This window comes from Blautia sp. BCRC 81119 (assembly GCF_003184505.1).
GTDB classification, from domain to species: domain Bacteria; phylum Bacillota; class Clostridia; order Lachnospirales; family Lachnospiraceae; genus Blautia_A; species Blautia_A fusiformis.
This window is the reverse complement of the sequence record NZ_QJHD01000018.1, coordinates 1-23,878: the sequence shown is the minus strand read 5'-3', so window position 1 is coordinate 23,878 and position 23,878 is coordinate 1. Positions and strand designations below refer to the sequence as shown.

At 41.1% G+C, this 23,878-nt stretch carries 17 protein-coding genes; 10 read left to right on the top strand and 7 right to left on the bottom strand.

The window, feature by feature from the left end; genetic code table 11:
- The first annotated feature begins 21 nt into the window (after positions 1-21).
- Positions 22-969, top strand: coding sequence for a DNA/RNA non-specific endonuclease (locus tag DMI82_RS11485; protein ID WP_110103362.1), 948 nt, complete (start codon positions 22-24; stop codon positions 967-969).
- Between the two features lie 63 nt (positions 970-1,032).
- Here DMI82_RS11485 and DMI82_RS11480 read toward each other — a convergent pair whose 3' ends face one another.
- Both DMI82_RS11480 and DMI82_RS11470 read right to left on the bottom strand, forming a co-directional pair.
- Entirely contained in the window at positions 1,033-1,665 is a 633-nt protein-coding gene (locus tag DMI82_RS11480) for a hypothetical protein (RefSeq protein WP_110103361.1), read from the bottom strand.
- Positions 1,666-2,121: 456 nt separating this feature from the next.
- Positions 2,122-3,579, bottom strand: coding sequence for an RNA-guided endonuclease InsQ/TnpB family protein (locus tag DMI82_RS11470; RefSeq protein WP_110103359.1), 1,458 nt, complete (start codon positions 3,577-3,579; stop codon positions 2,122-2,124).
- A 484-nt stretch (positions 3,580-4,063) separates the two neighbouring features.
- On the opposite strand from DMI82_RS11470, the gene DMI82_RS19780 reads away from it, so the two are divergent.
- Positions 4,064-4,234: a hypothetical protein gene (locus tag DMI82_RS19780; RefSeq protein WP_158526450.1), complete on the top strand. Its 171-nt coding sequence runs from the start codon at positions 4,064-4,066 to the stop codon at positions 4,232-4,234.
- A gap of 75 nt (positions 4,235-4,309) precedes the next feature.
- Here the strand turns inward: DMI82_RS19780 and DMI82_RS11465 are convergent, their stop codons facing one another.
- Positions 4,310-4,897, bottom strand: a complete 588-nt coding sequence (locus DMI82_RS11465) for a GTP pyrophosphokinase (RefSeq protein WP_110103358.1) — start codon at positions 4,895-4,897, stop codon at positions 4,310-4,312.
- Positions 4,898-5,047: 150 nt separating this feature from the next.
- On the opposite strand from DMI82_RS11465, the gene DMI82_RS11460 reads away from it, so the two are divergent.
- Positions 5,048-5,716 carry a hypothetical protein gene (locus tag DMI82_RS11460; RefSeq protein WP_110103357.1) on the top strand — a complete coding sequence of 223 codons (669 nt, stop codon included), beginning with the start codon at positions 5,048-5,050 and terminating at the stop codon, positions 5,714-5,716.
- Positions 5,717-5,765: 49 nt separating this feature from the next.
- On the opposite strand, the gene DMI82_RS11455 is transcribed toward DMI82_RS11460, so the two are convergent.
- The 3 genes from DMI82_RS11455 to DMI82_RS19645 all read right to left on the bottom strand — a co-directional run bounded on the left by DMI82_RS11455 (position 5,766) and on the right by DMI82_RS19645 (position 7,465).
- Entirely contained in the window at positions 5,766-6,494 is a 729-nt protein-coding gene (locus tag DMI82_RS11455; RefSeq protein ID WP_110103356.1) for a glycosyltransferase family 2 protein, read from the bottom strand.
- 136 nt (positions 6,495-6,630) lie between these two features.
- Positions 6,631-7,206 carry a hypothetical protein gene (locus tag DMI82_RS11450; RefSeq protein ID WP_110103355.1) on the bottom strand — a complete coding sequence of 192 codons (576 nt, stop codon included), beginning with the start codon at positions 7,204-7,206 and terminating at the stop codon, positions 6,631-6,633.
- Positions 7,207-7,222: 16 nt separating this feature from the next.
- Positions 7,223-7,465 carry a hypothetical protein gene (locus DMI82_RS19645; protein ID WP_146207151.1) on the bottom strand — a complete coding sequence of 81 codons (243 nt, stop codon included), beginning with the start codon at positions 7,463-7,465 and terminating at the stop codon, positions 7,223-7,225.
- Between the two features lie 282 nt (positions 7,466-7,747).
- Here DMI82_RS19645 and DMI82_RS11440 point away from each other — a divergent pair, with 282 nt between their 5' ends.
- From DMI82_RS11440 to DMI82_RS11410, 6 genes are all read left to right on the top strand, one after another.
- Positions 7,748-8,890, top strand: a complete 1,143-nt coding sequence (locus DMI82_RS11440) for an FKBP-type peptidyl-prolyl cis-trans isomerase (RefSeq protein ID WP_146207150.1) — start codon at positions 7,748-7,750, stop codon at positions 8,888-8,890.
- Positions 8,862-9,674, top strand: coding sequence for a hypothetical protein (locus DMI82_RS11435; protein WP_110103352.1), 813 nt, complete (start codon positions 8,862-8,864; stop codon positions 9,672-9,674). Before DMI82_RS11440 ends, DMI82_RS11435 begins: the two co-directional genes overlap by 29 nt.
- Before the next feature lie 30 nt (positions 9,675-9,704).
- Positions 9,705-11,030: a preprotein translocase subunit SecY gene (gene secY / locus DMI82_RS11430; protein ID WP_110103351.1), complete on the top strand. Its 1,326-nt coding sequence runs from the start codon at positions 9,705-9,707 to the stop codon at positions 11,028-11,030.
- 17 nt (positions 11,031-11,047) lie between these two features.
- Positions 11,048-11,287 carry a hypothetical protein gene (locus tag DMI82_RS11425; RefSeq protein ID WP_110103350.1) on the top strand — a complete coding sequence of 80 codons (240 nt, stop codon included), beginning with the start codon at positions 11,048-11,050 and terminating at the stop codon, positions 11,285-11,287.
- A 122-nt stretch (positions 11,288-11,409) separates the two neighbouring features.
- Positions 11,410-12,258, top strand: coding sequence for a hypothetical protein (locus DMI82_RS11420; RefSeq protein WP_110103349.1), 849 nt, complete (start codon positions 11,410-11,412; stop codon positions 12,256-12,258).
- A 729-nt stretch (positions 12,259-12,987) separates the two neighbouring features.
- The gene (locus DMI82_RS11410; protein ID WP_110103347.1) at positions 12,988-19,428 is read left to right on the top strand and encodes a SpaA isopeptide-forming pilin-related protein; all 6,441 of its coding nucleotides are present in this window, start codon (positions 12,988-12,990) and stop codon (positions 19,426-19,428) included.
- 731 nt (positions 19,429-20,159) lie between these two features.
- Here the strand turns inward: DMI82_RS11410 and DMI82_RS11405 are convergent.
- Positions 20,160-21,656: a CAP domain-containing protein gene (locus tag DMI82_RS11405; RefSeq protein WP_110103346.1), complete on the bottom strand. Its 1,497-nt coding sequence runs from the start codon at positions 21,654-21,656 to the stop codon at positions 20,160-20,162.
- A 384-nt stretch (positions 21,657-22,040) separates the two neighbouring features.
- Here DMI82_RS11405 and DMI82_RS11400 point away from each other — a divergent pair, with 384 nt between their 5' ends.
- Positions 22,041-23,486 carry an RNA-guided endonuclease InsQ/TnpB family protein gene (locus DMI82_RS11400; RefSeq protein ID WP_110103345.1) on the top strand — a complete coding sequence of 482 codons (1,446 nt, stop codon included), beginning with the start codon at positions 22,041-22,043 and terminating at the stop codon, positions 23,484-23,486.
- The last annotated feature ends 392 nt before the right edge of the window (positions 23,487-23,878 follow it).

Sequence of the window (23,878 nt, the reverse complement as noted above, 5' to 3'; positions counted from 1 at the left end):
AAAAAAGAGGAGGAAAAATAAATGTTAAAAAAGTTCAGGATGATGCTGGCTGGAGCTATTGCTGCAGTTGTGGTAATCAGTGGAAGTAATGTCGGATGGATGCAGCAAACAGAAGTTCAGGCAGCGACAGATTTGAGCCAGGTTCCTGGCTACACAGGAAGCCCATATACTGTTGTCAATGACAATGAGCCGAATTTTGCAAAATCGGATTTCACGACAGATGCTTTTGAGGACTATGGCGATTTGGATAGTCTTGGGCGATGCGGTGTGGCTTATGCAAACATCTGCAAAGAGTTAATGCCGACAGAGAAGCGCGGAAGGATTGGTATGGTTAAGCCCTCCGGATGGCATACCGTCAAATATCCGGATATCATCAAAGACCGGTACTTATACAACCGCTGTCACCTTATTGGATTTCAGCTGGCCGGGGAGAATGCAAATGAGAAAAACCTGATAACCGGAACACGATATCTGAATGTGGAGGGAATGCTCCCGTTTGAAGATGAAGTGGCAGATTATGTTAAAGAAACCGGAAACCATGTACTCTATCGTGTAACTCCGGTTTTTGACGGAGATAATCTGGTTGCTTCCGGAGTGCAGATGGAAGCAGAGTCCGTGGAAGATTCCGGAGCAGGTGTCAAATTCAATGTGTATTGCTATAATGTGCAGCCTGGTATTGGAATTGATTATGCAACAGGCGACAGCTGGGTAGACCAGGAGTCAGTCGTGGACGGAGAGCCGGATGTGGGCGGAAACGCTGACACGAGTTCTGCAAGCGGTGTGTCTGGGAATTCTAGTGGCGCGACAGAACAGACGGAATATGTAATTAATACAAATACTGGAAAATTTCATAAACCGAGTTGTAACAGCGTAAAAAAGATGAAAACAAAAAACAAAAAAGAATATACCGGCAGCAGGGAAGAACTGATTTCAGAAGGTTATGAGCCTTGTGGAAGTTGCAGGCCGTAGGAAGAGCAATAAAAAAAAGCATGCAATAAATATGCAGTCAGAACAAAAAAAAGGCAACTGGCATTATTCCAGTTGTCTTTTTTGTTTGGATAGGTTTTTCTTTGTTTGTAAGTAAAATAATGGTTTTGAGTTGTTGATGTCGTCATTAGTGGTGTGCTCAACTTTAACTAAAAGCATTTGCTCATCTGGATTATCAACAAGGCAGTTGTATGTATAACTTTGGATGGCTACATATTCATTGCAAAACTGTGTATCGGTGCAGATGGCAGCGTAATAAGAATAGAAGTTTTCGATTGGCTCTCTCCGCATGCTCCAAACCTGACAATCTAAAACATGGATGTCGTAATCGTCTAACGCGCTAAATTGAAGTTTGTTATTCTTTTTGTATACAAGTAAAAATACAAAAAATATACAGATAAAGATATACGTCTGCATCGTTTCCTTTTCTAAGTGTCCATCCATGACAACATGGATAGTATTCCAGACAAGAAAAAATAAAACGACGGCTAAAAATGGAAGAAAGGAAGAAATAGTTACAGTCCTTAAGATTTTCATTGATTTTTTGGCATGTATAGCCTCATCCTTGTATGGCATACGAAAATTGTAAAAATCTTCTAAATTGTCCACGCGCGTTTTTCTTTTGATTTTGTCTTCGTTTCTGTACATTTCTCCTTTTACGGTTTTTTCTTTTGGCATTGGTGATTTTCTCCTTTTGTGTATTTATATTGTTTAATATGCCAAATAAGGATTTTCCTGTACCATTTTTGTACCGGCATTTCTTATCGACGGGCGGAAAAGCTTCAGAGTATTTCTCTTAACATATTTTTTTGCATATTAAATATGTAAAAAATAATATTCGTCTCGTAAATATAACATGAAGTCTCCACCCCTATGCGGTACATTGCGCCCATAGAGGTGGTATCTAAAACGGAGCGAAGCTCCGAAAAATACCTCCAGGAGTTACCGGTAAAAGGTTTTGTTCTTGAAGCCGTGTCGCTTTCGTCTCTCGAACATAAGGCAAATGAGCCATATGCTGACCGTGCCAACAAAGGACTGTTCACCAAGCCCCCTATCCATTGGTAAATGATGCCTAAGGAATACTTTGGTCTATGCTTTGCTTTTAAAGCGCGTGCATAAAGACGCATTATCTGACTATGCTGCATGTCTGCAAGAATAGCTAGAAGTATCGTCGGAAACGAAAATCCAGTTGTTATGCTGTTTATATCTTTCATGTGAGTCTGCAGGATTCAACATGGCAAACCCAATGCTTTCCGGTGTTGCAAGAAAGTGAAAGTCTGACACGCCTTTCCATGCATCCGGGATTGCCTTTCTGAGGATGTTTGCCGCTCCATTGCAGTCTGCGTTGATGCAGTATCCTTCTTTACATGAGTATAATCCGCGTTCAATACGCCGTCCGGAAAACACCGGGCGGCATTTTTCTTTTCCGTAAACAGGCATATAATCAGACGCAGTGATATCTGCTTTTGAAGTATAACTCTCTTCCTGTTCGATGACATCTATCCCTGCACGGAGTGCTTTATATTCTATCATCTGGCGAAGCTGGAAATGTGGAACAGGTACGAAGCTCTGGTTGTTCCTTCTGCCAATACTTGATTTCTGTTTCCAGAGCTTGTTTACACCAATCACAAGAATCCCGATACGGTGTGCGACACAGTATCTGATAATTTCTGTGCTGACTTTATGCATCTGGTCTTTCATGAAGCAACTATGTTTACGTGAAAGTGCAAGCAAATATTTTGATTCTGCATGCATTTTCGAATGTCCTTGCGTGATTAACGAAACTGCCTTTGCCTTTTTCTTGGCGAAAAACTGATTTGATGACAGTACTGCACCGCCCTTGTATATTACAGATGAATTATCTGTACATGCTATAGCTGCGATGTTGTCTGTCCCAAAGTCAAGCCCTGCCATATAAGGCATATCAGGATAAAATGGTGGTGCCATATCCTCAATCACAAAAGTCATGATATATTTATCGTAATAAGGCTTAAACGTCATCATACGTAAATTTGACTTATGGTCAATATAATTAACCGGGACTCGTTCCTTTTTCTTAAAACCTGGCAGTTTTAATTCATTGCCTGTAATACATCCATTTTTATCAATAACCGGATAAATCACGGCATCCTGATTTGTAACTGTAAAAGTCTTACGGATTGATTTGCAGTATCCCGGCATTTTAGGCTTCCCGGTGTAATTGGATGGGTTTTTCTTGTATCCCTTTAAACTGTCAAGCCATGCCTTAAAATCATGTACCGTATCTTTTAAAACCTGCTGCGCGGTCTGCATCGGAAGCCCGGCAAAGAAGTCAGGATTATGTGTTGCCCTCATGATTTTATCAAGTGCAGCATATGAGAGGACACGGCGTGGCTTAAAGCTTTTGTATACGGCTTCTGTCTGTTTCAATTCATCAAACACAAGCTGTTCCAAATCTGTTCGTTTCGTTTTATTCCATCCTGTAAAGACCTGGCGGATTCGAAAAAGGGCAGCATTATACAGATTTTTAGCAAGAGCAGAATTATCTTCAGCAAATGCAAAAATCTGTTCAAATGATTCTTTTGATATTACCATCGGAATTGCATTTAACATAATGGATGCCCTCCTTTCAAATCTTCTATTATTAATATGCCAAATTTTTATGAAAAAGTAAAATTTTCTGTGGACTTTTTTATGATACACGAATTAAAAAAAGGCATTCACCCACGCCATGCGGTATGGTAAATCTAAGTAATATCATATCCTATGGACGTGGTACTCTGCCTAATTTGATAGAAAAATACTAGCGCTAATAGGCTAGCATTTTTCTACCGTAGCATCCAGTTAAACGCAGAACTGCGAAATTTTGTTCTATCGCTGCATTTGGAAAGAGACAATTTACTGTTTTGTCGATGTGAAACGAGCGAAGACTGGCTGCAGGCTTTAATAATTTGGTTTTTTCGTAATGCTTCTAATCGTGTCATATAGAACCTCCTTTTTCTTTAATATGCAAAATATTTTTTCGCGCATCGATTTTTTCGGCATATTGTATATGAAAGAAATTGTAAAAACACACGCAAAGAAAGGAGAAAAAGATATGTCTAAAAAATTAAGCAAGAAAGAACTTCAGAAACTGGAACTGCAGATGGGTATCTCAAAGATTCAGCATAACCGTCCGCCGGTTGGAAGGCCAACTGTGTTTTACGGGAAGACCAATAAACAGAAACGGAGAGAAGGTCGGAGGATGGCGAAGGAGGGCTTCGTATAACGCGAAGCCGTCTTTTTTTATGCAAAAAAAAGAATACCACATTATTTTGTGGCATTCTTCGATAAAATTAGTCGTTTAAGCATACATCGCCTGGATTTCTCTGTCTGCTGCCTGGCGGTATGTATCCAGTGTATCTAATACTTCAGGGGTCAGGCTGATAACCTGCTTGTACTGCGCCAAGTGTTCGAGGCTTGCCCAACAGTCCATAACTGAAGTACGAATCTGAACTTCTACCTTCATTTCTGGAAAGACTTCGTCGTCAGATGTGATTCCTAAAATGACGTGCAGGCTGCGATATCCACTGGGTTTTGGATTTTTGATGTAATCCTTGATATGTAAAACCTGACATTTCGTATCACCGAAATCGTGGATTTTATCAAGGTTATCTGAAATCTTATACACGTCAGAGATAGAATCTGTGATAATACGGATTCCAATGGCATCAGATTCCTCAACCAGCATAGAGTGATAATTAACTGGCAAACTGTCTGCCAGAATCTTCTTCTCCATACTTTCCGGAGACTTTATCCTGGATACAATTCTGGATGTTTTTGCTCCGGAGAATTCGGCTGCAAATTTCGCAATGATGACCGCTTTGTCTTTGACAGTTTCCATATGGGTTAAGTGTGCTCCATAAAACTTTTCTTTTTCGTTTGTTTTCATTTTTTATTGCTCCCTTTCTTTATAAAACCAAAATTTCTCAGAATTAATATGCAGAATAATAAAAAATATGAAACGCTTTATTTTTTTCTTTTTGGAAAATTATTCATATTATCTGTATGCAAAAAAATATATGCAGCAGGAGGAAAAAATATGAGCTATAAATTGGATATTAAAGATGATGCATTACGAATCTGTGGACTGTTTGGTACATATGAAGCGGCAGACGATGGAAGCGGTGGCTTTCTGGTTTCCGTTCAGCAGGATTCGTGCGTAAATGAGATTGATGCGGATGGGGAGGAATACCTTGTTGACTTTGGGCAGGAATGGAGCGTTCCAGTAAAAAATCTGTCAGAGCTGAATGGTTTTATAAAAAGATGTGAAGAAGAGCGGTTATGGAATTACCTGCCAGGACCGGTGTTCCGGATGAAACCGGATATGGAAAACGGAATCCTTTATATAAGAGGACAAAGCCGAAATTTCGTTATAGGAGAAGGGGATAAGGGTCTGTACGTAGATGAATCCGCAAGCACGAAAAACCATAATTATAAAGATGATTTGCTCGGTATCACCAGATATATGACAGCAGAGGATAAATGGTGGCAGCGACCAGCAGAAGAGACTATGGATATCGCCAGAAATATGAGGTGCGCTGCAATGATTACTTCCGGAGGTAATCTACAGCTTGAATACAGGAATAAAAGTTTATGTATCGGACAGAAGGATGACGGGAGCTTTTGGGTCAACGTTTCCGGGGACCAGGAAAAACATATTTTCTTTAAAGACAACTGGAAAGAAGTAATTGCATTGCTTGGAAATTGAAAATAGAGGAGAAGGCCTGAGGATAGGTCTTTCTCCTCTATTTTTTTTGCTATTTTTTGGAAATTGTTTTGTTAATTTTTCGGAAATCTTTTACGGCCCGTTTTCCGATTTTAATGATTTTCGGAATGTTGATTGAGTTTACGCCTCCCTGGCGTGGCCGAAATGTGATAGGAATATATTTAACGCTGCATCCTTTTTTTGCATAAATGACTGACAGCAAAACATTGGAAAGGTTGAACCCATTTGGGATTAACTGAATATAGCGTTTTAACGTGTCAGTGTTCATTAAGCGGAATGGTGTGTTCGCGTCCTTCAGTGAAACACCGAAGCATAAACGTAAGACTAACTTCAAGGTCTTTGTGACAAGCACCCTTGAAAATCCGTCCTGCCTTCCTTTTCTCCATCCAATGACCATGTCATAGTCGCTGCGGTTCTGCCAAAATCCTTCAAATTCTGAAGCCAGCGTTTGACCATCAGAATCTGTCTGAAAAACATAATCAGCATTGTTTGCGATTGCATGTTGATATCCATATAATACAGTTCCACCGTGCCCGGAGTTCGTTTTTTTAACCGGGTGAAACAGCGGTCTTGTCTCCGCTGCGGCGGAAATAATGTTGTATGTATCGTCCTTGCTTCCATCATCAATGATAACAAGTCGGGATTTTTGGTTTCCGTTGTGCTTTTCAACAACTGGATACCAATTATTGATAACGTTTAAGATGTTGTCTGCCTCGTTATAGGCAGGGATGATGATATATAAAATGTCTTTTTCTGACATGTAAATAGCCTCCGTTCTGATTTGGTATATATATAGTATGCCTGATTCTCTACGAGAAGGCAAAGGAAAGAAGGAAACTGAAAACAGAGAAAAAACAGTCCGCAAAAAAAATAAGCAGCCGCATGTGCGTGGCTGCTTAAAAACATTCGATAGCAAATGCATCAGCGACTTCTTGCTGTAGGAATAATTGAAAAAATTTTGCCTGCGGGTCTTTTTTCGTGTTGTATCTGACAAGAAGGAATGGACAGCTATTGTCTTTGTGCCATTTCTGAAATGTTATGCTATCGACCATGATTGGCTCCGTGCAGATTTCTGTGTCTGTTGCTGCATATGCTGCATAAGTACCTTTTTTGTACAAATCCATTTTTGATACCCGGCATGTCATTGTTTCAAATATTATCTCTTTCTTACGTCTTCGTTCCCGGAAGAAAAAATCTACGAAAAAATAAGATAAAACCCAGGCTGCAAAAATAAGGGTAAAGAAACAACATAAAGAAGCAGCGCGCATGTGGTCATGATACCACTGGTAAACGGCCAGCATCGCCATAGCAATGGTTGCCCATATGATAGGAAGCAATGCATCCCATAGTATCCTGACTGTAAACGTCCTGGAGGTCTTGTTTTTGTTCTCAAGGAAGCGCTGTTCGTCATATGTAGGTTTATGGAAGCCTTTCAGTTCTTCTTTCTTAACTTCTTTTGGATTGATTATCATTTGTCATCAGCCCTCCTTACTTATTGCAAAAGGAGAGCCCGAACCAAAACTCAGCAATAGCCCAAAGAGACACGATGAAAGCGCCAATTCCGCAACAGATTGCTGATTCCGAAGAAACGAAAAGTGCATGATGTACAGCCAGATATGTCAGCCCCAATGCGGAACTGATAAGCGGAATGGATAGGAATAAAAGAGTTTTTGCGATAAACAATGCATCTTTATGTTTAGATTTTTCCGTAATGGTTTTTAATCTTTTCAAAGTTAACACCTCCTGTTTTTCTTTATATTTACAATATGCAAAAAAAAGTAAAAAAAATGTGAAAATGCGGTGAAATTTTACAGCTAAAAAAACGCAAAAAGAAATTCTCAAAAAACGAACGATACAGAGTTTTTTCAGCATATTGTATGTATACAGGAAGAAAAACAAAGGAGGGAAAAGATAACGAAAAGAAAAAAATATTGGTTTCCACCTGGATTTACGGTAAGCATTGTCGGTTTTTCCAGCATACTGGCTTTGACCGGATGTGGCAAACAATATGATGTGCTTGACAAGATTGCCGATTCCACGACAGTAGGAGAAAGTATTTCCGATAAAATGCAGGATGAATTGGATGTGGAATCATCAAACGCGGAATATATCATAAAGCGTCTGGCTGCGGCTGTCAATAAAACGGATGCGGACAGTACTTCTGAAGATGAAGGTACAGAAACAGGCGAAAGGCCGGAATACGACCCATTGAAATATGTGGATGTAAGCGGCTGCGATATTGCTGAAACAGCAAAAACGCAGGATATGGATATTTCCGAAAAGGATATCGATAATGCTGTAAAAGAAGAGATGATGAATCAGAATATCTTCAGTAAAAAAGAAAAATCGGAATCCGGTGATATTGTTACGATTGACTATACCGCAACAGAAGAAGGGCAACAAAAGGCTTTTGTTGATGTGAAAGATGAGGACCGAATCGTCGGAGACAATCTATTCCCTGACGAAGTTGATGAAGAACTCGTTGGGGTTAAGGCTGGTGATGTGATTAATGTAGAGCATTCATTCCCGAAGGACTACAAGGACAAAAATTATAGAGGAAAGAATTTTGATTATCACATCACAATTAAAAAAGTGAAAGGAATGACACTGACAGATGAAACAGCGGTAAGCTTGTCTAGCGGGGCGCAGACGACGATTAAGGAATACCGTGAGTACATAAAGTCACTTTTAGAGTACAAAAAAACGCAGGAATTAAGTGAAAACGGTGTAGACGCCCTGTGTAAAAATGCAAAAATCATAGGCTATCCGGATGATGTGCTCAGTTATGATATACAGCAGGCTTTTATCCGTGTATATCAGGAATCCGGGCTTTCAGATATTAACAGTGATGCTTTTAAGTCTTATGTAAAGAGCATAGGATATGACAGCATTGATGATTTCACAAAGAAGATGCAGGAATCAGTTACAGAGGCACTTGAAAAAGAAATGACAGTCCTTGCCCTTGCAAAAACATATGGTCTTTGGCTGGATGATAAAACATTAAGCAAGGAAATTTTAAATCAGGTAACAGGCTATTCAAGTGCAGAAGACTATTATGCTGATTACTCAAAATATCATGCACAATACGTTATGGCCAGAATCAATATAGCAAAGGAAATGCAGAAAAATGTCAAACAAACAAAACGTGCCGGCTAAAACGGCGCATTATCCAAAAAGAACAAACTTATTATTAAAAAGGACCAGCCTTTTGATTGACGAACTGGATGTAAGGAGAGAAGAGGAGGAGAAGTTTCAGCTCACACCGTATGAGGCTGGACGGTATATGCAGCTGAAAGAGATTTTTAAATGCCAGCGCCCAGCCGAGCCGATTGAGAATGCACTTGAGGACGAAAGGGCCTTAAAAGAAATCCGGAAAGAATACCTGACAGCATCAAAGATAAAAAGAGAAAGGCAGGAGATTAAAGAAAATGCAGATAAAGATGGAATGGGAGGATTGCTTTTGGCCACCGGGACGCCGGTCATTTTAGTAGGGGTTTCACTTATGGAAACATTTATGACTGCGGGAATCGGCATCATCGTAGCCGGTGCCGCGATGTACGTTCCGGCATTTATCAGAGAAGTAACAAAAAAAAGGAAGGCAAGAAAAGACTTAAAAGAAATTTCAAACTGTCTGGATTCGCTTTCCAATGAGATTGATGAGAAGACGATGAATGTGGACAAGATATGCTCACAATACGGACTTCCGATTAATTGCCTGGAAAGAGAAAAATACATGGTTCCACTGCTGGAAGCAGCAAAAGAATATGAAATGTTAAACCAGAAAGAAACAGATTATGAACTGCTGGTCCAGATAAACGGAAGCCAGGATATCAGCCGGAAGATTTCAAAGAATCTGGAAACGGTATTAGGCATTCCGGTAAAAGACGAAAAGGAGTATAAAAAAACATTAAAAAAAATTGAAGACCAAATCAAAAATTAAATACAGAAACAGAAAAGGAGACTTAAAAAAATGATTAACTCTATCAAACAGGCCCTGACAACACGAGACATCAGACGGAAACTGGAAATCATTGTCGGAATAATCTTTCTGACACGTGTGATTTCCATGATTCCGGTTCCCGGAGTGGACGCCTCTGTTTTTAAGCAGTGGATGGCGTCCAATTCCAACGATGCGCTCAATCTTTTCTCAGCATTCACAGGAGGGTCATTTGAAAACTTCTCCATGTTTGCTTTAGGCATCACCCCGCTTATTACAGCACAGATTGTCATCCAGCTGATGGCAGGCGTAATCCCGTCACTGGCAAAACTACAGAAAAAGGGTGAGCATGGACAGAAAGTCACAAAGTTCATCACTAACATCGTTGGTATCGTACTTGCAGCAATCCAGAGCCTTTGTATGGCAATCGGGTTCAATAAGAGCGGTATGATTACCGGAAACGCTGTCTTCTCTGCTATTGCTATCACGGTATTTATGACGGCAGGCACAGGAATCATGATGTATCTTGCGCACATCATTACAGAAAAAGCAATCGGAAACGGTGTATCTGTACTATTGATGGCGAACATCGTATCCAGGATGCCAGGCCAGTTCGCATCTATGGCGAAAAGCGTGGTTGACGGAAAGAGTAAAATGGTGGCTGTGCTCTCTATCACCGGGTTTATCGCTTTACTGCTGCTGATGATTATCGTAATTATTTATATGACAGAAGGATATCATCCACTGCATGTACAGTATAGCCAGAAGATGAGCCAGTCCGGAGAGGATGCCGAAACAGGACAGATTCCGGTGAAGGTAGGAATTTCTGGCGTTATGCCAATTATCTTTGCTTCATCGCTCATGGCCATCCCTCAGCTGATTGCAACGATTGCCGGAAAAGGATATGGCAGCGGATACAGCAAAATCTTCCTGAATATGATGACACAGAAGAACTGGTTTGATAACGACCATCCGATTTATGCGGTTGGCCTGCTGATTTATCTGGCACTGATTGTATTTTTCGCGTTCTTCTACCTGCCGGTGACATTTAATGCGGCAGAAATCTCTGACAATATCAGGAAGGCCGGGGGCTTTATTCCGGGAGTAAGAGCAGGAGAGGATACGGAGAACTACATCCAGAGTATTTCCCGTCGCCTTACTTCTATCGGCGTAGTGATGCTGATTTGCGTAACGGTAATCCCAATGGCTATTTGCGGTTCCCTCGGAATCACAACAACCATCAGCGGAACCTCATTAATCATCGTCATCGGTGTTGTGGCAGAAACGATGCAGCAGATTCAGCTTGAAATGGCAGGAAGGAATTATTGCGGAATCCTTTGCCAGGATACAGAAAAATAAAAAAGAAGGAGTTAAAAATGGAGATAAGAAAAGGAGAAAATATCGGTGAGCCAGGCGATATCGAATTTAAGAAAGAAGAACTTGACGAGTCTAAAAAAATGACTCCGGATATGAAATATATCAAATGGCCAGGCAACGTAACGGTTATGAAAGAGCTTATGTCAGTTGTGGTGGCATCTGCTGTACTGGCTATGCTGATTGCAGCAGGTGACCAGCTGGGAATGGCAATCGTCAACCTGGTGCTGAAATTTATCTGATATATACGGCGGCTGTATCTTGGACGATACAGCCGTTTTTTTGTATCCTCAACATTTTTGCATATTAAAACCGTAAAAGAGAAACAATATCTCAAATAAATCAAAGAAAGGAAAATGCAAAAATGGCGAGCATTAATTTATATGAAGAGCCAGTCTATTATTCGGAATTGGCAGATAAAGAAATCACAAAGGAAGGGGTGAAAGAGGACTGTAGCCGAATACTGAATGTCTGCACATATAAAGTACAGAAATATATCAACAGCCACTACGGAAAAAGTTTCCTCAACGAAGATAGCCTGAAAGACATGGTCCAGAATACTGCTGTAAGTATTATGGGAAGCATCAGTGATTACATCCTCACCGACAAAGCAGTCCCGTTTTGGGCATATATCAATGTCTGCATCCGGTCAGCGGCGAAGGAAGCATACCGGAAAGAGACCGGAGCAATGGGTGCATCTGCGCATGTAATGCGCGAGGCATCAAAGACAGTCGAAAAGATGCATAGCGAGCATCTGTCAGAAGACGAAGTCGCGAAAAGTATGCATATGAAAAAAAGCACAGTACAGAGTTATGTACGGTTGAAGTACCATACACTCAGTATGGATGAACCGGTTGCGCTAGCAGCAGTTGACAGTTTTAATGAAGGAGACACCCTTGCCGACAGGATTGGTGAAAAGAAGCAAGATATCTTAAGACGCGACAGTGTTGACGAGGTTTTGAAAGAAGAGCCGGGCGAGGTACATGAGATTGTTGAAAAAATGCTGGTCTCCATGAACGAAGAGGCCAGGTTCGTTATTGACAACTACCTGAAATATGCGCCGGAAGATAATTGGAGAGAATTGACCATGAAAGCATGCCAGCAAAAGAATATTTCCGAATCAAGGACAATGGATATCATCTACCGGTTCAGGAGAAGAGCAAAGCATGAACTGAAGGACTGGGAGAAGAATGGCAGGATTGGCTCAGAGTAGAATTCAGGGCGGAATATCGCCTGCTAAATATAAATGATGCTGAAGATAAGATTGCAAAGATAAAAGAAAATAAAAGCAAAAATAAAACAGCCTGGCGAAGCCAGGCTGTTTGTTTAACGGAGAGCGGGAAGTCCCCGGCCGACGAAAAGTCGTCCGCGGGTCAAATGTTTCGGTTTTAACTTCGCACGTAGGTCAGAATCCACGTTCGTGCACTGCACTCAGCCTTATCGACGGGCGGGAAACCCGCCCTCGTCTCTACACTCCGACTGCGTCGTCGTTTGTCAGCGGTCATGACCGCTTGGTACACGCGAGCATAGCTCGCGGTATCACGGCTTCGCTTGTCAGCGGCAAAAACCGCTTGATTACCTTCAGACAGACTGGCAAACAAGTTTGATAACTCAGCCTTCGGCTTCGTTACCAGATTCGCTTCGCTCAATGACCGCGGTCTCCCGTCCGTCGATGATACCGGATGATACAGCGAGTAAAACAATTAGTATGCTGAAAAAAATGTTCTAATTTTTTTTTGATTTGTCATATTAAAAAAGAAAGAAAAAAATGCCAGGAACGGTTTTTCATAGAGACAAAAAAAGGCAGGAAATATAAAGAAAATAACGGGAGGATGAAAAATGAGAGAATACAAACCGTAGCGTATAGTTGACAAAGAAGAAAGGAAATTAAAATGATAAAGCTTAAAAAGATAAAAAATCTTAAGCAAGGAGGAAGAAAGATATGAAAAAACAATATTTTAACCCGCCAGACCGGAGAAAAAGAAAAAAAATAACAATAAAAACGGTTAAAGCAAGTATTATGTCAAGCGTGATGGCAGCAGTAACAGCTGCAACAACCGTGGCTGCGCCTATTTTAAGTTATGCTGCAGACCTGACAGAAACAGACTCTTCAGCACAGACGCAGACTATTACGAATGATGACGGCACTCAGACCATCCTGAATACAAGCGATGGGAACGAGACTGCTGATGGTACGGGAGTTTCAAGTGAAGATGAAGCAGAAGAAACAAGGTTTTTGTTTCTGAAGCTGAAAAACACTGGCGGAAAAATCGTCATAGACGAAGGCGAAGACGAAGAACATACGGTCAGACTTGTAAAACATAAATCCGAAGACGGAAAGACGGATGAAGAAAAGATTGATGTTTACGATAAGGATGACGTACTGGTCTCAAGTGAGGATGCCGCTAAAAATAATTATACATACGCTTACGAAGTAAAATCTGACAGCGTGGCTAATGTGAAAGCAGAGGCTGATGAAGGATATGTACTGAAAAAGTATGAGGTGAAGGCTGAAGATACAAATAAAAAGGCTGACCTTAACGCTGATGATGTTTCAGACAGTCATGAGCAGGCAATTTTTATGGATGAAAACAAAACTGTAGACGTGGAGTTTGAGAAGTCCAGCGAAGACGATGCTGGTGTTACTGATGAGACAACGCAGACAGCAGATGAAGATGTCAGCGATGATTGTGCTGATGATACGACTGCGGACAATAGTACAAATGAAGATGCGGATGTAAATGATGACAAAGAGAAAGACGAGGATATCAGCGTTGATGATTCGGTGCGCAAAGGAACTGATACAGAGGCAGAAGATGTTGAGTCCAAAGCGGATGCTGCGAGTATGGATGATGACTTATCAGTTGTAGACCCTGAAGAAAACAAGGCTGAAAGCGAGGTCGAAACAGCAGTAGATGAAAATGACACTGATGACGTTACTGAGGCTGGCGATGAAGAGTTGACTACAGACGCGGAAGCTGCGGATGACAGCGAGACAACGGATACAGGAGAGAGTGCGGATGAAACAGTGGAAGAACACTTTTTGGAAAAAGCAGACGGCGTGGATGAACTGAACGCTGATGAATTTGCTTCTGCAAGACTGATTGTTGTGACTGATGCTGAATCTGGAATCGTTGACAAAGAACATTTGATTGGCGCTTACGGCAGCATTTACCTGCTGCAGTATAAAGATGCCGCACAAACAATGAATGCTTATATGTATTACAAAGAGAATGCAGAGGCAGTGGAACCGGATGCAATCGTTGAAGCTGCTACTAAAAATGCTTCAGAAAATGCATGCGACAGCATCCCGTCAGAAACAGAAAGTAATGCTATTGCAGCACTGAATACCGCCGAGGATTCTGTGGCAGCAAAGAGTGAAGATAATGTAATCGCACTGATTGACACAGGCGTGTCTGAGTCTGAAAATATCGTAGACAGAATTTCGCTGATTGATGATGACCTGACCGGTAAAAACAGCCATGGTGACACCATGGTAAAAAATATCGTAAATCAGAACAATGAAGCAAAAATCTTGTCTATCAGGGCGCTTGGAGACAACGGCCAGGGTAGCATTTCTGATGTTATTGCTGCAATGGAATATGCTATAAAGCAAAATGTAGGTATCATCAATCTTTCAATATCAACAAGAAAAGACTCCATAAACAAAATACTGGAAACAGAAATCGATAAAGCCGTAGGAGATGGAATCACCGTTGTTGGTGCTGCAGGAAATAATGGCGATGATGCTTCCGGATACATGCCTGCATCTGTTGATTCTGCGTACATTATTGGCGCATGCAATAAAGAAGGCGTGAGACTTACAACATCAAATTATGGAGATACTGTTGATTATAACGCGGTAGCCAATTCAACATCGGAGGCTGCGGCCATGTTCAGTGGTTATGCTTCTAAGTGTGGAATCAAAAATGTAAAAGCAGACAAAAAAGATTTTTTTGACGCATCTTACAGGAGTGATGAAGTATCGCAGGGTGACGGATTGAAAGTATATTACCTGTTTTACGATGCAAGTAAGCCAGATATTGATGAGCATACAAAAAATGTTGTAACAAATATCATTTTGAAGTATCCATATGAAAAGATGTCAGATGGAAGCCTTCATTGTTTAATAAATCCAGATGCTTCAAAATACGACTATAATCTTAACGGTGCTGACGGAACATCACTGGCGGTTGATGTAGACCGTGGAGCACATGGCGGACGGCAGCAGCCTATCACTGATGAATGTACATATGATGAGCAGACCGGATATATCGACATCCCGGCAGAATATGCAGACAAGGATGTAACTGTCACTGTATGGCAAGACACGGAGTCAGCATTCTATAAAAACCTTATGCCAGATGAGATAAAACCTGAAGAAGACCAGACTGGAAAAGTTTCAGTGGCAACTTTTTCAAGCTATTTTCCAGATGGAACATATCCCGCATACTTTATAGCAAAAGGATGTAATATGGTATATCTGAAAGGAGATATCAGTAAATACACCGTAGGAAAGAGCTGGCAGGCCAGCGCAACAACACATAATGTTGGAAATGGTGGTGTTTCGTTTAACTGGGTATCTGGAATGGATGTATACCATAATGGTTTCGGGGCTGGACAGATTTTTAATATTCACGGTTGCAGCGATAGTATCTTCAATAACATCGGCGGAAAGGGTGCTGATGGACTCAACTGGCTGTTTGGCGGATGTGTAAGTGATGTGAGCAATAATTTTGACGGAGACCCTGTTGTAACGGATTTTTACATTGAGTGTATCAAAAATGATTCTGCAACAGCAAGAACCTTCTTCTTCCGTGCAAAATGTTCGGGACCAAGCGGACAGACCGCGCAGACAATGGTTGGCTTTTTCTGTGCATCTATTACGACTCCGCCCCCAACGACTTCAAAGTTTTCGGTTTATAAATGTATGAGCCTGTATGACCAGCTGGCAAAGAACACAAGCCGTGTAGGAGAGGTTGTTGATACAACGTTCACTATCTATACAAACAAGGACTGCGCTGCTTCACATATCGCTACGATGTCAAATGGCAAAAAGGCTGTCATTGGTAAGGGCGGAAACGTTCCACTGTCATACATGACAGATTCAAAGACCAAAAAAACCGTAAAATCAAAAGCGTACGCTACTGTTGTATTAAAACCAGGAACATATTACGTGAAGGAAACAGGCCGAATATCCGGTACGATTCAGAATACACATGTGTATGGTCCGTGTAAGATAGCAGCGGGAAAGAGCTATAAGCTCAGAGATTTTGTCAAAACGGCAGACAGAAGCAAAAAAAGCATGACGTCGACAGGATATGTTGTAAACTATCCGTTCAGGTTCAAAGGCACGATACTTACCAAAAAGGCCGGAGACACGAAAAAGCCACTGGCAGGAGCGATATACAAAGTGCAGTACAGTGAGCAGGGTGGCACAGCTTTTAAAGCAAAGAGGACATGGTACTTGAAATCTGACAGCAATGGACAGGTTAAAGTAGATGGAAGCCATCTTGCTTCAGGGTATAAGAGCAGTGCACTGTTCTATGTGACGAATGCAGACAATACAAAAACTTATTTCCTGCCTGTATGCTCATTAAAGATAACAGAGGTCAAGGCACCGGAAGGATATCAGGTTGTGAAAACTACTAAGACAATTGGTATCGTAACAAAGCCGAAAGACTCAAAACTGGACACATGGGTTGATTACAATGCGGTAACTTCTGAGAAGTATGAGCAGATAGACCCGCATATTGATGAAAGATGGAGACTTACGGTCTATGCTAAAAAAATCGACCAGAACGGAAATCCGCTAGCCGGGGCTGTATTTGGCGTTTATGAAACGAAAGAAAATGCAAAAAAAGATATGTATAGACTAAAAACCCTTACCACGGGCTCGGACGGGCTGACCCCGGATTATACGTATCCTGATTTAGACCAGTCTACAGAAAAAACATGTACACTATACTGTAAAGAACTAAAGGCTCCTGATGGATTTGCCCTTCCCGCAAACAACGAACCGTTGTCACTTACTTTCAGTCTTAGTGATTATAAAAAACTCACAAAAAAAGAGCAGGATTCCACCGGCGAGAGGAAGCCGTTTGGTGGTAAAGGAGTGATAAATACCCCGGAAGGATGGGCTTATTCGTTCAGGATAAAAAAAATAGATGAAAAAAATAAACCTTTAAAAGGGGCTGAATTTAGTATCTATAAGAGTCAGGATGATGCAGAGGCTGGCGAAAATGAGCTGGATTCATATGTAACTGACGAAGACGGTCTGACGCCTTTGGAAACAATGAGGCTCACAAACGATGTATCAGAGATAACGCTGTATTGTCGTGAGACAGCCGTTCCTGATGGATATATACTTAATGACGAAGTGTTTACCCTGACATGGAAAAAGGCGGATTACGATAAACTGTCTGATACGGACAAGAAAAATGGACAACTTCAATGGTTTGGCTCAGAAAATGGAATTGTAAATGAACACGAATCCAATCCTTCGGGATGGAATCTGAGGGCACAAATCAAGAAAGTTGACGACGCCAATAAACCTCTTGCTGATGCTGTGTTTGGAATATATACAAACGAGGCATGTGGCGAGGATTCACAGGTGGCAGAGCTTACGTCAGGTGAAGACGGACTTACGGATGAATTCACATATGAAGCTGACGCAGCGAATGACTCAATCACGTTATACTGTAAAGAAACGGATGCTCCAGATGGATATGATATTGATGACAAAGTCTATAGTCAGACATGGACTCATGATGAATATAAAGCATTAAGTGCAGAGGAACAGGAAAATGGAAAGCTTAAAATGTTTGGCCCGGTTGATGGTATCGTGAACCATCTGTCATGGCGTGTAAGGATGAACGTTAAAAAGATAAATAAGAAAAAAGAACCTTTGGCTGGAGCACAGTTTGAGGTTTATGGTGATAAAAATTGTAGTTCTTCAGAGTTCATTGGCACATTGACAACAGGTCAGGATGGTATGAGTAATACTATCTCATTCGCTGTTGATTCAGCAACAACGTCTATCACATTATGGTGCAAGGAGACAAAAGCCCCTAAGGGATATCTGATATCAAAAGAAATCGCATCGCTTACATTTGATAAATCAGAGTACAAAACACTTCTGGCACAGGGTAGCACAGAAGGGCCATTGAAGACATTTGCGGGCGAAGGATTCATAGATGATGAGATAACCCCACCGACTGTAAAGATACAGAAAAAGTCTACTGTGTCAAATGAAATATTGGAATTAAGCGGATATTCATTGAAAGGTGCTGAGTTTGAGATAACAGGAAATGGATTCACTGGAAGGCTGATAACAGCGGAGGATGGAACAACAGAAGAGATGTCGCTTCCAACCACATCCGGGGAGTACCAGGTCACAGAGGTCAAGGCACCGCTTGGTCATACATTAGACAGCAGAACGCAGACGATAAAAATCAATATGCCCCAAGACAACGGTAAAAAGGTTGCACTTGAGTTCACTGATGAGCCGATATTTGTTTCAGACGGATTCCAGATTACAAAAACCGATGAAAATAAGAATCCAATCAAGGGTGTAGTCTTCAAAGTTGAGTTCATGGACAATGACATAACAAAGAAAACATGGTATCTCGTTTCCGATGAAAAAGGACTCGTAAAAATGGATACGTCATACACCTCAAAAGAGGCTGGTTATAAGAGTGATGGTTTTTATAAACATAATAATAAAGTAGTTATTCCTATTGGGGGAACACTAAAAATTACGGAAGTAAAAGCACCTGCTGAATATACAATTGACAGTACACCTAAATATCTGACGACAGGTAAAGATGAAAAAATGAAGCTGGATGTTATCAATACTTCAAAGCCATGCAAAATAAGTATCAGGAAATTTGATACAGATGGAAAAACACCTTTAAAAGGAGTTCAGTTTGAACTGAAGTTCCTCAAGTCTGCTTCGGTACAGTCTGCTCCAAATAGACTTTTAAAAGTTGGTGAGAGCACAAAAGGAGAAACTGATGCAAATGGAAATCTTGTATTTGATAACCTTGACAGGGGACAATATCAGATAACAGAAACAAAAACAACTTCAGGACATACACTCCTGAAAGACCCGATTACTGTAACGCTTCCAATCACAATGACGAAAGAGGAAGCTATCAAGAATAAGGCTGATACATCAAAGGCGACGTGGGATGCCTATACGAACAAGTGGCAGTTCTACGACTGTACTTTTGAAGTAACCAACTCAGCAACATTTAAGATGCCGATGACTGGAGGAACAGGAAATTGGAAGTATGGTATTATCGGATTTGGCACACTTGCGGTTCTTGGAACTGGACTAATCCTGATGAATCCTCGGAAGCAGAAGAAACGCAGGAAGTAACTGAAAATGGATAACCACGAAAGATATGAAGTGGTGAGAAAAAAAAGAAATAAAAGATAAGAAGAGAAGCGCACGGAAACGTGCGCTTCTTGTATCTAAAAAAATAAACAAATGCTTGCTTTGCTGAAACAAGAATGTTATAATATAAGAAACATAGGGAGCCGTTGCAAACGGTTTATCTCCTAAACGATAATTTTAGTGTTATGTTTAGCCGTCGTCTAGTTCCAGTAGTCGGCGGCTTTTTGCTTTTGTTTCGTTTGTCAAGTTCTACTTGCCAGATAAATTTCCAGCATTCTAACACGAAAGTGAGACCACTTATCGCGACTACAAACTTATACATGTCGCATCCCCTCCTTGTAAAAACTAGAGAAGGGGCATTTATCTGCACCTCCCCAGTAAACTATATTAACAGTTACGAGGAGATAAACCGCCTGCCGTTATTCTCGGCTCCCTATGCAACATAGTATATCAGGATAGAAATAAAAAATCAAGAAAACGCAAAGAAATGGTCAATTTTGAAAAGTTTTTAAGATAAATTTACTTTTTTCTACCACCGATGGGTAGAGAAGTTTCCATCCGTGTCTGCTACACGCGAGCGTAGTTCGCGGTATCATAAATATTTCTTTCTTCTTGTATTTTTTTATATATGTTTTACAACAAATATATATGGTTTGCAAAAAAAAGAACAAACGCACCACAGCGAGGTGGTGCGTTTGTTCGATATAAACTAGTTAAGATGGGTTTTCTGTCCAATTGGCTTTCAAGGTTTGAGTTTCATACATTATTATGTAATCTTCAACCCCATATGGTATGTCAGTGCTGTCAACCGCAGTCCACTTTTGGAATTTTGCGTTTAGTTTCTCTGGCTTTGTAAGATTCGTCAAAGAAAATTTCATCCCCGCCGGAATCTGTATCGTATATTTCTCAACGCCGCCCTTATCAGGAAATGTACCGCCATTTGCGTCAACGGTCAGCGTAAATTTCTGGTCAGGGTTTTTGGCAAAAATCTGCACCCAGTAAATGACTCCGTCTTTTTTGTAACAGCCTACTCCAATATGTGTAGCACCGCTGTCTGCCATAGTAACATAATGTCCAGGGCTATTTACAACGCCATTGACAAATTCTTTTGGAGTTCTAAAGCCTACAGCGATATTTTCCCCACGAATATTTCCAGCACCGGCTTCATGATAAGCTGTATTTGCATTCGTTCCATCTGGCCTGGTGTGGCTATATTTAACAAGTGCGCATTCCTTCGCTCTTACCGCTGCTCCTTTATCAAGCGCTGCGTTCTCCTGCACCGAATTTTTCCCGGCTTTTTGTCTCTCAATGTTCGTCAATCGTATGACTTCCTTGATAAATTTCTCTGTATTGAGCGGGGCTTCTGTTGGCTTTGGTGTAGCGGTTGGCTTTGGCTTTTGCGTAGGCTTCGGCCTTGCCGTAGGCTTCGGTTTCTGTGTAGGCTTCGGTGTTGCTGTCGGCGCAACTGTAGGGGTTGCGGTGGGCGTTGCAGCCGGTTTCTCTGGAATGACAACCTGCAGTCCCGCTTTGTTGTAACTGCCGTAAGTCTTATATGTCTTGTTATAACCCCTTACCATATAGTAGTAAGTTCTCCCGGCTTTAACCGGGTACTTGCGGCTGGACTTGTGAACGTATTTCAGGGTCTTTGAACTGACGTTCGCAATCCTGGTCCACTTTGTGGTGTCAGCAGAGCGGTAATAAACCAGGTAGTTCGTAGCATTGATGGATTTTGTCCAAGTAACAGTAGTCTGCTTATAGTTGTTCGCTTTCACGCGGGTTTTTACAATAGACGGTACGGCCGGAATAGTGACGGTCTTACCTTTCCTGTCGTAAGAACTCCATTTCCTGCCGTACTTGTTGTATGCCCTGACGGTATAGGTATATTTTTTACCACCCTTGAGCGGATGCTTTCTGGAAGACTTGTGAGTGTACTTCAGATTTTTGCTGCTGATAGTTGCCAGCATGGTCCACTTCTTCGCACCGGCCTGTTTGTAATAAATCCGGTAAGAAGTGGCATACTTGGATTTCTTCCAGGTGACCGTTGCGGAATTCTTGGTCGCGGTAGCTTTCGTAATCGCCGGTCTTGCGGGCGTTCGTTTGGAAGCGGCTTCGGCTGGACTCTGAATCATCATGGGCACGATTAATAAGATAGCCATAATGAGAGTCAGAAAGCTATAAAACAGCTTCCGTTTGTCTATTTTTCTTGTCATAAATACTTATCCCTCCTTGATGATTTTTTCTTTATTTGCTTATATTTTACTATAGGAATTAGTGGTTTGCAAATGTTTTATGACATGTATAATATGCTGAAAAATAAGCCGCAAAAAAAATAAAAGGAAATTAAAAAGATGGTTGCTTCTGATTTTTATTTTTAAGAAATAAGTGGGAATTCTCGGTTATTTAATTGCCGAGATGAAAACGCCTAGATATACAAATAAACAAAAATATCGCTTGCGAATTTCTAATTTCTCTGCGCTTCGACGTAGAGGAATTTTTATTTTCGTCAATTTTTTTCGCAAAAAATCGTCCCGTTTTAGATTTTTTCGGCATATTAACTATGTAAGAAAGTAAGAAAAAAACAGGAGGTTTTTGATATGGCAAAGAAAAAGTCCATAAGGGTTGATTTTGTAAAGTCTTGTACTACATATAACAAACTGAATATGATTGCTAAAATTGCCATATCAGGCATTGAAAATATCTGTAAACACTTGAATCTTGGCAACATTTACGATGTCATTAACGGCAGGTTTACAATCCCTTCCAAGAGACCATCAAGTAAGAAGTCTTCTTCAAAGCGCGTTGCAAAATGCGATACCGTATTTGTGGCTTACAGATTCTGCGGACATCCGACAGAAGAACAGTCATCAGACTTAAATCAAAATATTGGTGCTTCACGTTTTATGTGGAACCGTATGCTATCAGATTACAAATTGATGTGGAAGATGTATGGCATTTCAATACCTATGACTCCGGCTGATTACAAAGATGTATCCGGTCTGGAATGGCTTAACGACAGGGATTCCCTGGCACTGGCAAATGTTCAGTTGAATCTTGAAAAGGCAAGAAGCGATTACTTTGCCGGTGAAAGAGGTGCTCCTAAGCGAAAGAAAAAACATCAGTGCAAGGATTCTTATACGACAAACCGCGTTGGAAAGAATATCCGTATCGAGGATGGCGGTCTCCGTCTTCCAAAGATTAACGGTTTGATAAAACTTTCCATACACAGACCGATTAAGCCAGACGGCACCCTAAAAAGCGTTACGGTTACACACGAGCCAGACGGGAAATGGTATTTTTCAATCCTGATTGAGTATCCAGCCGAAGAAGTTGAATTGTCGGACGGATTGCAGAGATTTTTCGCTTACGGTGATGTCAATGTGATTTCCGGAATCGGACTTGATATGTCAGTACCGTTCTTATATATAGATTCATCAGGAAATAAACCGTCTTATGAATTAAACGGAAAAGAAATAAAATTCATGAAGCAGTATCGGAAACTTGAGAAGCGTATTGCAAAAGAGCAGTGCAGACGCTCTCACATGGTTAAAGATTCTAACAATTACAGCAAGCAGAGCGAGAAAATCGCCAGACTGCATGTGAAAGCCAAGCATCGCAGGGAAGATTTTCTTCATCAGATTGCTGTAAGACTTGTCAGAACTTACGACGTGATTGCGATTGAAGACCTCGATATTGCAGCAATGAAAAAGGCTCTCAGCCTTGGAAAGTCCGTGTCCGATGTCGGATGGGGAAGATTCACGACAATCCTGGAGGAGCTCTGTCTGAAGTACGGCAAGATTCTTGTACGCGCCAGCAGATGGTATCCTTCTTCTAAAACATGCCATCATTGCGGATATAAAAACGATGATTTGCAGTTGTCTGACAGGGTTTATGTCTGCCCGGTATGTGGAAATATCATGCCCCGTGACAAAAACGCAGCCATTAACGTCCTGGAAGAAGGCCTGAAAATCTTGAAAGAAAATATGCTTAGACCATCAGTAGAGGGATATTCTAAACCCTTTCTGATTACTACGATTGCATAAAATGCAGTCTTTCGGTAACCCAATAACCTTACCGGTGGAACACCGGAGTAGCCTGCCGAGCTACGGGGTCACGCTTACAGACGTGGCATAATATGTCACCCGGATAGACAGGAAAAGAGAAAACCTGCGGGTTCGAAGCCTGTGTCTTTAGACTGTCTTCTTCGGAAGCCTGCTTCTTTAGATGCGGGTAGTTCACGACGAGAGTAATATGCCGGAAAAATAAACCGCAAAAAATAAGATATTTCAGACTTCTTTCTTGTTTTTTTATTTTTTTTACTATAAATGAGCAAATTTGAAAAATTGCACAAAACTACACTGCGAATTTCATAAATGAATCAAAATCATTGCTTTCCTTTGCGCATTGAAAAAGATAACGATACTTTTCCAGCTGA

What these genes read in the sequence shown, in the direction of transcription:
- DMI82_RS11465 (WP_110103358.1), bottom strand. Translation starts at nt 4,897, where the DNA reads ATGAAAACAAACGAAAAAGAAAAGTTTTATGGAGCACACTTAACCCAT.
- DMI82_RS11460 (WP_110103357.1), top strand. Translation starts at nt 5,048, where the DNA reads ATGAGCTATAAATTGGATATTAAAGATGATGCATTACGAATCTGTGGA.
- DMI82_RS11410 (WP_110103347.1), top strand. Translation starts at nt 12,988, where the DNA reads ATGAAAAAACAATATTTTAACCCGCCAGACCGGAGAAAAAGAAAAAAA.
- DMI82_RS11400 (WP_110103345.1), top strand. Translation starts at nt 22,041, where the DNA reads ATGGCAAAGAAAAAGTCCATAAGGGTTGATTTTGTAAAGTCTTGTACT.
- DMI82_RS11485 (WP_110103362.1), top strand. Translation starts at nt 22, where the DNA reads ATGTTAAAAAAGTTCAGGATGATGCTGGCTGGAGCTATTGCTGCAGTT.
- secY (WP_110103351.1), top strand. Translation starts at nt 9,705, where the DNA reads ATGATTAACTCTATCAAACAGGCCCTGACAACACGAGACATCAGACGG.
- DMI82_RS11405 (WP_110103346.1), bottom strand. Translation starts at nt 21,656, where the DNA reads ATGACAAGAAAAATAGACAAACGGAAGCTGTTTTATAGCTTTCTGACT.
- DMI82_RS11425 (WP_110103350.1), top strand. Translation starts at nt 11,048, where the DNA reads ATGGAGATAAGAAAAGGAGAAAATATCGGTGAGCCAGGCGATATCGAA.
- DMI82_RS19780 (WP_158526450.1), top strand. Translation starts at nt 4,064, where the DNA reads ATGTCTAAAAAATTAAGCAAGAAAGAACTTCAGAAACTGGAACTGCAG.
- DMI82_RS11450 (WP_110103355.1), bottom strand. Translation starts at nt 7,206, where the DNA reads ATGATAATCAATCCAAAAGAAGTTAAGAAAGAAGAACTGAAAGGCTTC.
- DMI82_RS11420 (WP_110103349.1), top strand. Translation starts at nt 11,410, where the DNA reads ATGGCGAGCATTAATTTATATGAAGAGCCAGTCTATTATTCGGAATTG.
- DMI82_RS11455 (WP_110103356.1), bottom strand. Translation starts at nt 6,494, where the DNA reads ATGTCAGAAAAAGACATTTTATATATCATCATCCCTGCCTATAACGAG.
- DMI82_RS11435 (WP_110103352.1), top strand. Translation starts at nt 8,862, where the DNA reads ATGTCAAACAAACAAAACGTGCCGGCTAAAACGGCGCATTATCCAAAA.
- DMI82_RS11480 (WP_110103361.1), bottom strand. Translation starts at nt 1,665, where the DNA reads ATGCCAAAAGAAAAAACCGTAAAAGGAGAAATGTACAGAAACGAAGAC.
- DMI82_RS11470 (WP_110103359.1), bottom strand. Translation starts at nt 3,579, where the DNA reads ATGTTAAATGCAATTCCGATGGTAATATCAAAAGAATCATTTGAACAG.